General features: G+C 59.2%; 13 protein-coding genes. 5 read left to right on the top strand and 8 right to left on the bottom strand.

Features of this window, described 5'->3' with window-relative positions:
- Positions 1-5 precede the first annotated feature (5 nt).
- A complete protein-coding gene (locus JFT85_RS27035; RefSeq protein ID WP_073637807.1) occupies positions 6-1,016 on the bottom strand; it encodes an SLAC1 anion channel family protein in 1,011 nt (336 codons plus the stop codon).
- Positions 1,017-1,132: 116 nt separating this feature from the next.
- Between JFT85_RS27035 and JFT85_RS27030 the strand changes: the two genes are divergently transcribed.
- On the top strand, positions 1,133-2,101 hold the full coding sequence (locus JFT85_RS27030; RefSeq protein ID WP_053256899.1) for a GlxA family transcriptional regulator: 969 nt from the start codon (positions 1,133-1,135) through the stop codon (positions 2,099-2,101).
- A 24-nt stretch (positions 2,102-2,125) separates the two neighbouring features.
- Here the strand turns inward: JFT85_RS27030 and JFT85_RS27025 are convergent, their stop codons facing one another.
- Positions 2,126-2,584 (bottom strand): HIT family protein, encoded by a 459-nt coding sequence (locus JFT85_RS27025; protein WP_046072497.1) that lies wholly within the window; start codon positions 2,582-2,584, stop codon positions 2,126-2,128.
- A gap of 141 nt (positions 2,585-2,725) precedes the next feature.
- On the opposite strand from JFT85_RS27025, the gene JFT85_RS27020 reads away from it, so the two are divergent.
- Both JFT85_RS27020 and JFT85_RS27015 read left to right on the top strand, forming a co-directional pair.
- Positions 2,726-3,421: a Type 1 glutamine amidotransferase-like domain-containing protein gene (locus JFT85_RS27020; RefSeq protein WP_053256900.1), complete on the top strand. Its 696-nt coding sequence runs from the start codon at positions 2,726-2,728 to the stop codon at positions 3,419-3,421.
- A gap of 330 nt (positions 3,422-3,751) precedes the next feature.
- Positions 3,752-3,937, top strand: coding sequence for a DUF6124 family protein (locus JFT85_RS27015; RefSeq protein ID WP_338124677.1), 186 nt, complete (start codon positions 3,752-3,754; stop codon positions 3,935-3,937).
- 212 nt (positions 3,938-4,149) lie between these two features.
- Here JFT85_RS27015 and cysS read toward each other — a convergent pair whose 3' ends face one another.
- Together cysS and JFT85_RS27005 are read right to left on the bottom strand one after the other, a co-directional pair.
- Positions 4,150-5,538 carry a cysteine--tRNA ligase gene (cysS, locus tag JFT85_RS27010; RefSeq protein ID WP_201230742.1) on the bottom strand — a complete coding sequence of 463 codons (1,389 nt, stop codon included), beginning with the start codon at positions 5,536-5,538 and terminating at the stop codon, positions 4,150-4,152.
- Between the two features lie 21 nt (positions 5,539-5,559).
- Complete coding sequence (locus JFT85_RS27005) at positions 5,560-7,260, bottom strand: glutamine--tRNA ligase/YqeY domain fusion protein (RefSeq protein ID WP_053256903.1); 1,701 nt, start codon at positions 7,258-7,260, stop codon at positions 5,560-5,562.
- 259 nt (positions 7,261-7,519) lie between these two features.
- Here JFT85_RS27005 and JFT85_RS27000 point away from each other — a divergent pair, with 259 nt between their 5' ends.
- Positions 7,520-8,023, top strand: coding sequence for a peptidylprolyl isomerase (locus tag JFT85_RS27000; RefSeq protein ID WP_069551725.1), 504 nt, complete (start codon positions 7,520-7,522; stop codon positions 8,021-8,023).
- Complete coding sequence (lpxH, locus tag JFT85_RS26995; RefSeq protein WP_053256905.1) at positions 8,020-8,769, top strand: UDP-2,3-diacylglucosamine diphosphatase; 750 nt, start codon at positions 8,020-8,022, stop codon at positions 8,767-8,769. The genes JFT85_RS27000 and lpxH overlap by 4 nt, the downstream gene beginning before the upstream one ends.
- A gap of 156 nt (positions 8,770-8,925) precedes the next feature.
- Here the strand turns inward: lpxH and JFT85_RS26990 are convergent, their stop codons facing one another.
- From JFT85_RS26990 to JFT85_RS26975, 4 genes are read right to left on the bottom strand one after another with little or no spacing between them, the layout of a single operon-like run.
- Positions 8,926-10,455 carry a DHA2 family efflux MFS transporter permease subunit gene (locus JFT85_RS26990; protein ID WP_053256906.1) on the bottom strand — a complete coding sequence of 510 codons (1,530 nt, stop codon included), beginning with the start codon at positions 10,453-10,455 and terminating at the stop codon, positions 8,926-8,928.
- Positions 10,455-11,651 (bottom strand): efflux RND transporter periplasmic adaptor subunit, encoded by a 1,197-nt coding sequence (locus JFT85_RS26985; RefSeq protein ID WP_053256907.1) that lies wholly within the window; start codon positions 11,649-11,651, stop codon positions 10,455-10,457. The genes JFT85_RS26990 and JFT85_RS26985 overlap by 1 nt, the downstream gene beginning before the upstream one ends.
- 15 nt (positions 11,652-11,666) lie before the next feature.
- Positions 11,667-13,118 carry an efflux transporter outer membrane subunit gene (locus tag JFT85_RS26980; protein WP_201230741.1) on the bottom strand — a complete coding sequence of 484 codons (1,452 nt, stop codon included), beginning with the start codon at positions 13,116-13,118 and terminating at the stop codon, positions 11,667-11,669.
- Positions 13,115-13,588, bottom strand: coding sequence for a MarR family winged helix-turn-helix transcriptional regulator (locus tag JFT85_RS26975; RefSeq protein ID WP_053256909.1), 474 nt, complete (start codon positions 13,586-13,588; stop codon positions 13,115-13,117). The genes JFT85_RS26980 and JFT85_RS26975 overlap by 4 nt, the downstream gene beginning before the upstream one ends.
- Positions 13,589-13,681: the final 93 nt, after the last annotated feature.

The following is a 13,681-nucleotide window of genomic DNA, read 5'->3' as shown; positions in this document are numbered from 1 at the left end:
GCCCGTCAGCTTGCCAACAAGCGCCCGTCGAGTGCCATTTTCACCGTTTTGACGAGCATAACAGCCAATGCAAGCGTCAGGAACACCAACAACCCATAAGCTACCAGGCTTAAAAACAAGCTCTGTTGCGCATCAGCGTACTTCAACGCGGCATTGCTCAATGCCGCAATGGGAAAACTGATCGACCACCACACTGGCGAGAAAGGCGCTGCGTTTCGAAACACTTTGAACGCCAACACTACAAACAGGAACAGGCCAAAGTAAAAAAGAACGCTGGCAAAACGGTCAACAGCACCGAAAACGTTCACATAAGCCAGAAATCCTACGGCAAAAGGCGCCACCATCACCATAAGTGAAGGCGTCATGCCCTTGGCCATCGCCGGTTCATGAATCAGCCGGGCGAAAATTCGATTGAACAGCACCACTGCCAATGTGCTGCCCATTGCGATGGCGAAGAGGTTGAGTTCGTGAGCCCAGACCATGGGCATATGGGCCCCGGTCACCGCAATATCCAATGCCGCAACGCCTGGAATCAACCAGGCAGGCACGGCCAACTGGGCCTCCCGGCCGCCGCTGAGCAAACGAAAAACCACGACCGCCGCCAGCAACACAGTCAGCCCACTACCGACCGCCCATAACACCTGGCCCAACAGCGTGCTGTATGACATCGCTATGGCCGAAAGCAGCAGTAACGCAATAGTCACGGTGCCAAAAAAGTTGCCGGTTACCGGATGAGAAAACTCTGCTTTTACCGCCTCAGGGTGTTTGATCCATTTGCTCGTGTAACCCACCGCTAATAAGACAAACACCAGAGCCGAAAGCATGCCGATGAACTCGGCAAGATTTTCGCCGAAGATACTGGCCTCACTCAGGCCAGGGCTGGCTAACCGCCACGCCAAGCTCAAGCCGGCAAGCCCCATGACACTGCCAAACAAGTTGATGGGGAGGTTCTTGATCGAATGTGTACCTTGGCTCGACTCGGCAGGCTTGGCCACCGACAGATTGCTATGACTCATGATATACCCAATTGACTGAAAATGACGTAGACGCTATTTTCAGCCAATCGAAATATGACAACAATCATCAACTAACGACGTTTTCAGCCAAATTCACAGCCTAGACGGGCAACTCGATGAAAATCGCTCTTCTTGCACCCCCACGCATCCAAATGCTCGACCTCGTCGGACCGACCGATGTATTCGCTGAAGCCGCACGCCAACTGGGTAAACCTCGTACCTACCGAATAGCGGTGATCGGGGTCCGACCCGGCCCTATCAAGGGTACCAGTGGCTTGCGCGTGGAAACGGATGACTGCATTGAAACCTTCGACGCCCACATCGATACCCTGCTCATCGCCGGCAGCCCGGCAATCGGCGATATCACCGATAATCTTCGCGTATTGCACTGGGTGCGTCGGCAGGCGGGCAAGGCGCGTCGTGTCGGCTCGGTGTGCAGCGGTGCCTTCGTACTGGCTGCAGCCGGGCTGCTGGCAGGCCGTAGGGCCACCACCCACTGGAACTCCAGTGCGGCCCTGGCTCGCCAGTACCCGAACATCCAGGTGGACGCCGATAGCATCTTCATCCGCGATGGCAACCTGTATACCTCGGCGGGCATCACGGCGGGGATGGACCTGGCATTGGCCCTGGTGGAAGAGGATCACGGTCGGGACCTGGCACTGAGCGTGGCCAGGGAAATGGTGATGTACCTCAAGCGCCCCGGCGGCCAATCGCAGTTCAGTGCCCAATTGGCAGCCCAGAGCGCCGAGCGCAGCGCGATTCGCGATATACAGCATTACATCATCGAACACTTGGCGACCGACCTCAGCGTGCCACTACTGGCCCGACACATGGGCATGAGCGAACGCAATTTCGCCAGGGTATTCAAGGCTGACGCCGGCCAGACCCCAGCCGAATTCGTTGAACGGGCGCGCATCGACGGAGCCCGCCAACTGCTCGACAGCGCCGATGTATCCCTCAAGCGTCTGGCCAATCAGGTTGGGTACGCCAATGTGGATGGTTTCAGGCGTGCGTTCGTGCGTCGCCTGGGCATTAGCCCCAATGAGTACCGCAAGATCCACGCCCCGCAAAAGAATGCCCAATGACTGCTGCATGAGCCCTCCAAAAGGTTAGCTAAATGACCTGATATGCGCAGCGAGTTCAGCCAGCCCCTGATCATCAGCCCGTACCGAATCGTGAGACGATATATACCCCTCATACGTCTCAAAGTACTTATCCACCTTCGAGCTGCGAGGTTTGAACGCACTGTCCTGCCCCGTTCCGTGCATGGGAAACAGCTTCGCATGCAGATGATCCACGCCATACCCTTCCAGAATCATCCCCGTGCGCGCCACATCGGGAAACGCCCGGTCAATCTGCAACGCAGTCTTTTTGGCCGCCACAGCCAGATCAGCCAGCACCGAATCCGACTGCGCGAACGCATAACTGCCGTAGTGCTGCTTGGGGATCACCACACTGAAACCTGGCGTGTTTGGGAAGATCGAAAGGAACGCCATATGGTGGTCGTCTTCCCACAGGATGTGCGCCGGGGAAGTCTTTTGAACGATGCTGCAGAAAATACAATCCATTTGAATCACCGCCAGTTTCGTCTTGGGTTTGGTCGTGGCAACCATCTAAAGCTAGGATGGAATGAGCGTCAAACCCTACGGGCATTTTGGGAAATGTCCTAAGACCTGGGTATGCCCGCTGTGCTGAGACAGGAGTTCACCATGGATAAAAACATTATTGTCATCGGCGGCGAGTCCAGCGAAGACATGACGCGCATGACCCGCATCGACGAATATATCGTCGCTTCCTCGGGCAAAACCCAGCCCACGGTGCTCTATATCTCCACCGCCAATGGCGATGACCGTACGAAGATTGCCGACTTCACGCTCAAATACCAAAGCGCCGGCTGCACCGTTGTGCCATTGACGTTTTTCATTCCGCCTTTTCCAGCCCCGGGTCATGTTGCCGCGCTGTTTGAACAGGCTGACATCATCTATGTGGCCGGCGGCAACACCCGAGCCTTGCTGGCCATCTGGCGTGAATTTGACGTGACCGCCCTTTTGAAGCAAGCCCAGGAACACGGCAAAGTGCTTTGCGGCGTCAGTGCCGGCGCCATCTGCTGGTTCGACCACGGGCATTCCGACTCAGGGGGCGTATATGCGCTGGTCGACGGACTGGGTTTTCTCCCTGGCGCGCTGTGCCCGCACTTCAGCTCAGAGGCGGGGAGAGAATCTTCGTTTGTTGAACTGGTTCGACTTAAAAACATACACCCCGCCTACGCGCTGGATGACGGCGTTGCCCTGCATTTCAAGAACGGTGAATACCACGCGACTGTTCATAACTACACGACTGGTAGTGCATATGAACTCAGCAGCACTTCGGAGCCCATTGCAAGGAAACGCCCTACAGCTCTTTAGGGTTGCCGCTCAGAAAATGGCCGCCTAATCTTTGGCGGTCGCTGCAAATTCAGCGACCGGGTTTCGCAGCTCGGTTAAACTCTAGACGCACAGCGTCCACCTCAGATAGCGGGCGCTTTTTAATGCCTGATGTTATGGCGGCTGTGCGCGGGATACCTTCGGGTATGCCGGGTGCCTAGAGTCCCGGTCTGCGAACCTGCGTACAGCTGCCACCCAAATAGCGTTTCACGCTACTGCGCACTGAGCAATTAACCGCTACCTGAACCAAACGAGCAACCAGCGCCATCTGCTGAAAGCCATGGTGTGTTTACCGTGCGCGAAGGATTAGACGTGGAGACGCTGCTGGTCAATGTTTCGGAGGATCTTGCGTCAGTTCAGGCGCTGGCAAGGCATTTGGCGTTTGAGGTAGACGGCAATCCGCGCAGCGTGGTGCTTGGAATTTGCCGGATGCTGGAGGGAATCCAGTTGATGGTGGAAAAAACACTAAGCCTCAATTCCAGCCAAACCCAGGGATAAATCCAACAACAGCGGGTATGCAGAGCGGGCACGGTAAAATGTGGGAGCGGGCTTGCTCGCGAAGACGGAGTGTCAGTTGATACATCTTTAACTGATCCACCGCATTCGCGAGCAAGCCCGCTCCCACATTTGGGTTGAGTAGGTCGCTGAAATAACACCGGCCAAAAAAACGCCCCGAACCAGTCGGGGGGTTTTTATTCAGGGTTTACCGATCAAGCCTGATCAGCCAACCGCCACGTCGTGCCGCCCTTGCCGTCTTCCAACACCACACCCATCGCGGTCAGTTGGTCACGGATACGGTCGGACTCCGCCCAGTCTTTGCCGGCACGCGCAGCCAGGCGCGCTTGAATCAGCGCATCAACCTCGGCCGCATCCACGCGCCCTTCGGCGCCGGCTTGCAGGAAGTCATCAGCTTCCATCTGCAGCACACCCAGCACGCTGGCCAGCTCTTTCAAGCGCGCCGCCAGACCTGCCGCCGCTTCGAGATCCGTCTCGCGCAGGCGGTTGATCTCACGCACCATCTCGAACAGCACCGCGCAGGCTTCCGGCGTACCGAAGTCGTCGTTCATGACTTCGGTAAAGCGTGCCACGAAGGCGTCGCCGCCGGCAGGCGCCACGGCGGGCAGGCCTTTCAACGCGTGGTAGAAACGCTCCAGAGCGCCTTTGGCGTCCTTGAGGTTGTCTTCCGAATAGTTGATGGCGCTGCGGTAGTGGCTGGACACCAGCAAATAACGCACAACTTCTGGGTGGTACTTTTCCAGCACGTCGCGAATGGTGAAGAAGTTGTTCAAGGACTTGGACATCTTCTCGCCATTGATGCGGATCATGCCGCAGTGCATCCAGGCGTTGGCGTAGGTCTTGCCGGTAGCCGCTTCGCTTTGGGCGATTTCGTTTTCGTGGTGCGGGAACTCGAGGTCGCTGCCGCCGCCATGAATGTCGAAGGTCTCGCCCAGGCAGCACGTGGACATCACCGAGCATTCGATGTGCCAGCCCGGACGCCCGGCGCCCCATGGCGACTCCCAGCTTGGCTCGCCGGGCTTGGTGCCTTTCCACAGCACGAAGTCGAGCGGGTCTTGCTTGGCTTCGTCGACTTCGATGCGTGCGCCGATGCGCAGGTCTTCGATTTTCTTGCGCGACAGCTTGCCGTAGCCCATGAACTTGGCGACGCGATAGTACACGTCGCCATTGCCCGGGGCGTAGGCGTAACCCTTGTCGATCAGGGTCTGGATCATCGCGTGCATGCCAGGGATGTGGTCCGTGGCACGCGGTTCCATGTCCGGCTTGAGGATGTTGAGGCGGGCCTCGTCCTCATGCATGGCGGCGATCATGCGTTCGGTCAGTGCGTCGAACGACTCGCCGTTTTCGTTGGCGCGGTTGATGATCTTGTCGTCGATGTCGGTGATGTTGCGCACGTACGTCAAGTCATAGCCGCTGAAACGCAACCAGCGCGTCACCAGGTCGAAGGCAACCATGCTGCGGCCGTGGCCGATGTGGCAGTAGTCGTACACGGTCATGCCGCACACGTACATGCGCACCTTGTTGCCATCCAGCGGCTTGAAGACTTCTTTGGTTTTGCTGAGTGTGTTGTAGATCGTTAGCACGACATATCCCTTAAGACTTGATCACTGGCCCCACGAATCACGCAAGGTCACGGTACGGTTGAATACCGGAGCACCGGGTTTCGAGTCCTTGATATCCGCGCAGAAGTAACCTTCGCGCTCGAACTGGAAACGGTCTTCCGGCTGTGCGTCGCCAAGCGATGGCTCAGCACGACAACCTGTAAGCACTTGCAGCGAGTCAGGGTTGATGTTGTCCAGGAAGCTGGCGCTGTCTTCGGCCTTCTCCGGGTTCGGCGATCGGAACAGACGATCGTACAGACGCACTTCGCACTCGATGCTGGCAGCGGCCGGCACCCAGTGGATCACGCCCTTGACCTTACGGCCTTCAGGGTTCTTGCCGAGTGTTTCCGGATCGTACGAGCAGCGCAGTTCGACGATGTTGCCTTCGGCGTCCTTGATTGCTTCGTCGGCGCGGATCACGTAGCTGCCACGCAGGCGCACTTCGCCGTTCGGCTCCAGGCGCTTGTAACCCTTCGGCGGCTCTTCCATGAAGTCGTCACGGTCGATGTAGATTTCGCGCGCGAACGGCAGCTTGCGCACGCCCAGCTCTTCTTTCTGCGGGTGACGCGGCAGCTCAAGGTGGTCGACCTTGTCTTCCGGGTAGTTGGTGATCACGACTTTCAACGGACGCAGCACGCACATGGCGCGCGGCGCGTTCGCGTCCAGATCCTGACGGATGCTGAACTCAAGCATGCCGTAATCGACCACACCGTCAGAACGGTTGGTGCCGACCATGTCGCAGAAATTGCGGATCGACGCCGGGGTGTAGCCACGACGACGGAAACCCGAGAGCGTCGACATGCGCGGGTCGTCCCAGCCATGCACGTGCTTTTCATCGACCAGTTGCTTGAGCTTGCGCTTGCTGGTGATGGTGTAGTTCAGGTTCAGGCGGCTGAATTCGTACTGACGCGGGTGCGCCGGCACCGGCAGGCTGTCCAGGAACCATTCGTACAGAGGGCGGTGGCTTTCGAACTCCAGGGTGCAGATGGAGTGGGTGATGCCTTCGATGGCGTCCGACTGACCGTGGGTGAAGTCGTAGTTGGGGTAGATGCACCACTTGTCACCGGTCTGGTGGTGATGGGCATGGCGAATGCGGTACATGATCGGGTCGCGCAGGTTCATGTTCGGCGAGGCCATGTCGATCTTGGCGCGCAGCACGCGGGCGCCGTCCGGGAACTCACCGGCGCGCATGCGGTTGAACCAGTCGAGGTTCTCTTCGACCGAACGGTCGCGGAACGGGCTGTTCTTGCCCGGCTCGGTCAGGCTGCCACGGTATTCCTTGGCTTGCTCGGGGGTCAGGTCGTCAACGTAGGCCTTGCCGGCCTTGATCAACTCGACGGCCCAGTCGAACAGCTGGTCGAAATACTTGGATGCATAGCGCACTTCACCGGACCATTCGAAGCCCAGCCACTTGATGTCGCTTTCGATGGCGTCGATGTATTCCTGGTCTTCCTTGGCCGGGTTGGTGTCGTCGAAACGCAGGTGCGTAACGCCACCGAACTCCTGAGCCAGGCCGAAGTTCACACAAATCGACTTGGCATGACCGATGTGCAGGTAGCCGTTGGGCTCTGGCGGGAAGCGGGTGACGATCTGCGTATGCTTGCCCGAATCCAGGTCCGCCTGGATGATCGGGCGCAGGAAATTGACCGGGACGGCAGGTCCGGCCTTGGAATTCGAGGTAGGGTCGACAGTGGGCTTGCTCATAGGATCCTTGAACAGACAGGTTCGTGGCCAGGTGGGGCCAGATAAAACAAAGGGCTCATAATAGCCGAAGCAGTCAAGACACTGACAGGCTGGGACCAAAAACTGCTGTTTAATTCCGCTTTTAATGACCGGGGCGATAAAAAACCGCCTCGAAATTCCCGCTGGGCACGCTAAACTGCGCGCCTTGGCCCTCGTTTAGCCAGACAGGTAAGACGCCCCGGCGTCCAAACCCACGAATTCCCTGAAAAGAGTAGTGAACATGACTCAAGTCAAACTGACCACCAACCACGGTGACATCGTCATCGAGCTGAACGCCGAGAAAGCGCCGAACACCGTCGCCAACTTCATCGAATACGTGAATGCTCACCACTACGATGGCACCGTTTTCCACCGTGTCATCGGCAACTTCATGGTCCAGGGCGGTGGTTTCGAGCCAGGCATGAAAGAAAAGAAAGACAAGCGCCCAAGCATCCAGAACGAAGCAGACAACGGCCTCTCCAACGACAAGTACACCGTCGCGATGGCCCGTACCATGGAGCCGCATTCGGCCTCCGCGCAGTTCTTCATCAACGTCGCCGACAACGCCTTCCTGAACCACAGCGGCAAGAACGTGCAGGGTTGGGGTTACGCGGTATTCGGTAAAGTGACCGAAGGCCAGGACGTCGTCGACAAGATCAAAGGCGTGCAAACCACCGGTAAAGCCGGTCACCAGGATGTTCCGGTAGAAGACGTGATCGTCGAGAAAGCCGAGATCGTTGGGTGATATTGCTGATTTCAGATTTGCATCTGGAAGAGGAGCGCCCGGACATTACCCGGGCGTTTCTGGATTTGCTCCACGGTCGCGCCCGTGGCGCCCAGGCGTTGTACATTCTGGGGGACTTCTTTGAAGCCTGGGTTGGCGACGATGGAATGACACCTTTCCAGCGTTCGATTTGCGCGGCGCTGCGTGAGCTGAGCGACAGCGGCACCCCGATTTTTATCATGCATGGCAACCGGGACTTCCTGATCGGCAAGGCATTCTGCACAGCGGCAGGCGCCACCTTGCTCAAGGACCCCAGTGTCGTGCAGTTCTATGGCGAACCTGTGCTGTTGATGCACGGCGACAGCCTGTGCACCCGCGACGTCGGCTATATGAAGCTGCGGCGCATCCTGCGCAATCCGATTGTGCTGTTTATCCTGCGTCACTTGCCCTTGCGTACCCGGCACAAGCTGGCGCGCAAACTGCGCAGCGAGAGCAGCGCCCAGGTCCGCATGAAAGCCAACGACATAGTCGATGTGACGCCCGCGGAAGTGCCGCAGGTGATGCAGCAATTCGGCGTGCGCACCCTGGTCCACGGCCATACGCACCGCCCGGCCATTCATAAGTTGCAGATTGGTGACCAGGCGGCCAAGCGCATTGTGCTGGGGGATTGGGACAAGCAGGGTTGGGCATTGCAGGTGGATGAGCAAGGGTTTCAGCTGGCGGCGTTTGACTTCGTCAATCCGCAGTTGGCGTTGCCCGGCGCCTGACCTCCCGACACCACCGATCTCTTGTGAAAAGAGAGCCAAATGTGGGAGCGGGCTTGCTCGCGAAGGCGGTGTGCCAGTCAACACAGATACTGACTGAACCACCGCCTTCGCGAGCAAGCCCGCTCCCACACTTGATTGCATTCCAACCTTTACAGATCAGTGGCCGGAAGCCTCCGGCCCCGCCTTCGCCGCAAACGGCGGTTTCGCCAGCCATACAATCACGATCAAGCCCATGAACATCCACCCCAGCAACGTGAAGTAATCCACGGTGGACATCATGTACGCCTGGCTGGTGAGGATCTGGTCCAACTGCGCATACGCCTTATGCCCTGCCCCGCCAAGCGCCTGCAGCGCATCACGGGTCGCCGAGTCATAGGTGGTCATGTTCTCGCTCATGTACGCATGGTGCTGATCCGCGCGGCGAATCCAGATCCAGGTGGTCAGCGATGCGGCAAAACTGCCGCCCAGGGTCCGCAGGAACGTCGCAAGGCCCGCGCCATCGGCGATTTGCGCCGGCGGCAAATCGGACATCAAGATGCTCAAGGTCGGCATAAAGAACAGCGCAACACCGATACCCATGAACAGTTGCACCAGGGCGATGTGCTGGAAGTCCACCTCATTGGTGAAGCCCGCTCGCATAAAGCAGCTCAAACCAATCGCCAGAAATGCCAGGCCGGCCAGCAAGCGCAGGTCGAACTTGTGCGCGTATTTGCCCACAAACGGCGACATCAGCACCGGCAGAATCCCGATCGGCGCCACCGCCAGGCCTGCCCACGTGGCGGTGTAGCCCATCTGGGTTTGCAGCCATTGGGGCAGGATCAGGTTGATCCCGAAGAACCCCGCATACCCCAGCACCAGCACAATCGTGCCGATGCGGAAGTTGCGGTAGGCAAACAACCGCAGGTTGACCACCGGGTGCTTGTCGGTCAGTTCCCAGATGACGAACACCGCCAGGGCGACGGCCGAGATCGCCGCGCCGATGAGGATGAAGTTGGACTCGAACCAGTCCAGGTCGTTGCCTTTGTCGAGGATGATCTGCAAAGCGCCGACACCGACGATCAAACTCAGCAAGCCGACGTAATCCATCGGCTGGTAGCTGGTGACCACCGGCCGTTTCTTCAGTTGCGAACGCACCACCATCACCGCAAAGATGCCGATGGGCACGTTGATAAAGAAGATCCAGGGCCAGCTGTAGCTGTCAGTGATCCAGCCGCCGAGAATCGGCCCGGCAATCGGCGCCACCACCGTGACCATCGCCAATAACGCCAGGGCCATGCCGCGCCTGGCCGGCGGGTAGACCGCAATCAGCAAGGTCTGGGTCATCGGGTACAACGGCCCCGCGACCAGGCCTTGCAAGACCCGAAAGCCAATCAGCTCGGGCATCGACGTGGAGATACCACACAGGAACGACGCCAGCACAAAGAGGATGGTCGCCCACAAAAACAGCTTCACCTCGCCAAAGCGCCGGCTCAGCCAACCGGTGAGCGGCAAGGCAATCGCGTTGCTCACTGCAAACGACGTGATCACCCAGGTGCCCTGCTCCGAACTCACCCCAAGGTTGCCGGAGATGGTCGGCAGCGCCACGTTGGCGATGGTGGTGTCGAGCACCTGCATAAAGGTCGCCAGCGACAGGCCAATAGTGGCCATCAACAGGCTGGGTGGCGTGAAGGAGGCGTTATTGCTCATCAGCGTTGCACAGCCTTGGGTGCGGCGAGGCTGTTGTCATGGATCAATTGGGTGATCATGGCATCGGCTTCGGCCAGTTGGCGGTCATACACGTTGGTGGTGAACGAAGCCTTTTGCGGCGCCTGCTGCGCCAGTACCGGGCCGCTCGTATCGTGCAGGTCCACATTGACCACGGTGCTCAGGCCCACCCGCAATGGGTGTTGGGCCAGCTCTTCGGCGTTGATATGGATACGCACCGGCACCCGCTGCACGATCTTGATCCAGTTACCGGTGGCGTTTTGCGCCGGCAGCAGGGCAAACGCGCTGCCGGTACCGGCGCCCAGGCTGTCCACGGTGCCGCTGAACTTCACGTCACTGCCGTAGATGTCGGACTCAATATCCACCGGCTGACCAATACGCATATCGCGCAGTTGGGTTTCCTTGAAGTTGGCGTCGATCCACAGTTGGTTCAGCGGGATTACCGCCATCAACGCAGTCCCCGGCTGCACACGCTGGCCCAGTTGCACGGTGCGCTTGGCAACGTAGCCGGTGACGGGGGCGATCAAGGTGCTGCGAGCGTTGGTCAGGTAAGCCTGACGCAACTGCGCGGCGGCGGCCTGCACGTCCGGATGGGACGAAATCACCGTGTCATCCACCAGCGCGCTGCTGGTCTTGAACTGTTGCTGAACGTTGGCCAGGGCGTTTTGCGCCGAGATCAGGTCGTCACGCGCATGGGACAGTTCTTCCTGGGAAATCGCGCCGCCAGCGGCCAGATTCTTACGACGGTTGTAGTTGTCCTGGGCCTTTTGCACGTTGGCCTGCTGGGCCAGCACTTGGGCTTTCATGCCGTCGACGTTGCTGTAGAGGCCACGCACCTGACGTACGGTGCGCGCCAGGTTGGCCTGGGCACTTTGCAGGCCGACAGCGGCGTCATTCGGGTCAAAATTGATCAGCACCTGGCCCTCGTGAACCAGGTCGCCGTCGTCGGCGCCGATACTGACGACCGTGCCGGTGACCAGCGGAGTGATTTCCACCACGTTGCCGTTCACATAGGCGTCGTCGGTGCTTTCGTTGAAACGCCCGTAGAACTCATACCAGCCCCACACGCCCAGCACGCCGAGGATGACGATCAGCGCCAGGCCGATCAGCATGACTTTGCGTTTGCGTGGGTTGTTATCCGGTTTTTCAGTGACGTTGTTGCTGTCGGCAGTGGCCATGACAAATACCTCAAATTATTCCGTGCGTGTGGCTGGGGTGGTCGCGGCCACGTTGTCGGCGTTGTATCCGCCACCCAGGGCCTGCATCAATTGAATCGAAAGATCGATTTGCGCAGCATTCAGGGTCGCCAGCTGACGCTGGGCCTGCAGCAATTGCTGCTCGATGCTGAGCACATCCAGGTAATTACCGATGCCTGAGCTGTAACGCTGAACGCCGGTGTCGTAAGACTGCTGGGCAATGTCCGCGGCATGTTGCTGTGCCTGGATCTGCCGCCCGGTTTCGCGCAACTGCATCAGGGTGTTACCAATATCGCCCAAGGCTTGCACCAGGGTTTTGTTGTACTGAGCCACCGCCAGGTCGTAATCGGCGTCGCGGGCATCCAGGTCGGCACGCAAGCGGCCACCGTCAAAGATCGGCAACGAGATCGTCGGCGCAATGCTGAAGAAACGACTGGCTGAACCAAACATCGCATCCCCCAACAACGACTCGGCGCCGGCGCTCGCGCTCAGGTTGAGGTTGGGATAGAAACGGGTTTTGCTCGCGGCCACGTTTTTGCTGGCCGCCTCCACCCGCCAACGCGCGGCGATCACGTCGGGACGGCGCCCCACCAATTCGGCCGGCAATACCGCAGGCACGGCAACGACGCTGGGCTTCAACACGTTCGGCCGCACCAGCTCATTGCCACGGTCCGGGCCTTTGCCGAGCAACACGGCGAGGGCGATCTTGGCGCTTTGCAGTTGTTTTTCCGCATCGATCAGTTGCGACTGGGCGCTGGCTTCCAGGCTTTCGGTCTGCTGGTACTGGTACTGGCTGTCGATGCCGGAGCTGAGACGGCGCTTGCTCAGGTCGAGCATCTGGCGGGTACGCTTGAGGTCGTCATTGGCCAGGTCACGCACGATATGGGCCTGGCCCAGGTCGCTGTAGGCTTTGGCCACGTTGGCGGCCAAGGTCAGGCGTGCGGCTTGCTGATCGACTTCGGCGGCACGCGCCTGGCCCAGGGCGGCTTCCCAGGCGGCGCGCTGGCCACCCCAGAGGTCGAAGTTGTAATTGAAGCTGGCGCCAATATTACGCACGGTGGCGTAGGCATCGCCCTCGCCGCGCGGGTCCTGGTCTTTGGCCAGGCGCGAACGGCTCACGCCGGCGCTGGCATCCAGGGTCGGCATACGTGCGGCGTCGGCGGCATAGGCAGCGGCTTGCGCCTGGTGGGCACGGGCGCTGGCGACTTGCATGTCGGGGCTGTTTTGCAGGGCTTCACGGATCAAACCGTCGAGCTGTGGGTCGCCCAGGCTTTTCCACCAATCGGCACGCGGCCATGCGGCAGTCGACAGGGTCACGCCGCTGAGGGATTTGCCGGTTTGCAAGGTGTTGGCATCGAGGCGCTGGCCTTGGGTGTCGAGGCCGCTGAAGTTGGCGCAACCGGCCATGCTCATCGCCACCAGCACCAGGCTAAGTGCACGTGTGTTCATTTATTACCTACCCGCTGGATGACAATGGCGTCACCGGCAGCTACCAGAATTTTCGTGAGGATGGCTTCCAGGGTCTGCAACTCACCGGGCTCGAGGGCGCCGGCCAGTTCATTCATTGACTGGGCGCCGATGTGCGGAAGCATGTCGGCCAGGCGCTGGCCGTCTTCGGTGAGCACCAATTGCACTTGGCGCCGGTCCTGTTCGGAACGTTTGCGCGCCAGCAGGCCCTTTTGCTCCAGGCGATCGAGCATGCGGGTCATGGAACCGCTGTCCAGCGACAAGTTGCGGCACAGCTCCGCCGGCGTATCCACGTCAAACTGGGCAATGATGATCAACACCTTGAACTGCGCGGCCGTCACGCCGTGAGGTTCCATGTGGGTGTCGATAATGCGGTCCTTGAGCAGCGCAGCCCGGCCCAGCAACAAGCCGAGGTGGCAGTTGCGAAAGCTGTCAGGGGTGAAGTGGGTCATCGAAAGTCACCTTATTACTGCCTAGGCAGTGAATGTATGACAAGATGTTACTGCTTAGGCAGCGAATGTCAAATGGAATTATTAGCTTGCTTG

The sequence above is a fragment of the Pseudomonas sp. TH04 genome, from assembly GCF_016651355.1.
Lineage (GTDB): Bacteria > Pseudomonadota > Gammaproteobacteria > Pseudomonadales > Pseudomonadaceae > Aquipseudomonas > Aquipseudomonas fluorescens.
Note: the sequence above shows the minus strand (reverse complement) of the source record. Positions and strands in the feature narration are given on the sequence as shown.

Excerpts from the sequence above, each read along its gene's own strand:
- JFT85_RS27035 (WP_073637807.1), bottom strand. The coding sequence starts at position 1,016 with ATGAGTCATAGCAATCTGTCGGTGGCCAAGCCTGCCGAGTCGAGCCAA.
- JFT85_RS27030 (WP_053256899.1), top strand. The coding sequence starts at position 1,133 with ATGAAAATCGCTCTTCTTGCACCCCCACGCATCCAAATGCTCGACCTC.
- JFT85_RS27025 (WP_046072497.1), bottom strand. The coding sequence starts at position 2,584 with ATGGATTGTATTTTCTGCAGCATCGTTCAAAAGACTTCCCCGGCGCAC.
- JFT85_RS27020 (WP_053256900.1), top strand. The coding sequence starts at position 2,726 with ATGGATAAAAACATTATTGTCATCGGCGGCGAGTCCAGCGAAGACATG.
- JFT85_RS27005 (WP_053256903.1), bottom strand. The coding sequence starts at position 7,260 with ATGAGCAAGCCCACTGTCGACCCTACCTCGAATTCCAAGGCCGGACCT.
- JFT85_RS27000 (WP_069551725.1), top strand. The coding sequence starts at position 7,520 with ATGACTCAAGTCAAACTGACCACCAACCACGGTGACATCGTCATCGAG.
- JFT85_RS26990 (WP_053256906.1), bottom strand. The coding sequence starts at position 10,455 with ATGAGCAATAACGCCTCCTTCACGCCACCCAGCCTGTTGATGGCCACT.
- JFT85_RS26985 (WP_053256907.1), bottom strand. The coding sequence starts at position 11,651 with ATGGCCACTGCCGACAGCAACAACGTCACTGAAAAACCGGATAACAAC.
- JFT85_RS26980 (WP_201230741.1), bottom strand. The coding sequence starts at position 13,118 with ATGAACACACGTGCACTTAGCCTGGTGCTGGTGGCGATGAGCATGGCC.
- JFT85_RS26975 (WP_053256909.1), bottom strand. The coding sequence starts at position 13,588 with ATGACCCACTTCACCCCTGACAGCTTTCGCAACTGCCACCTCGGCTTG.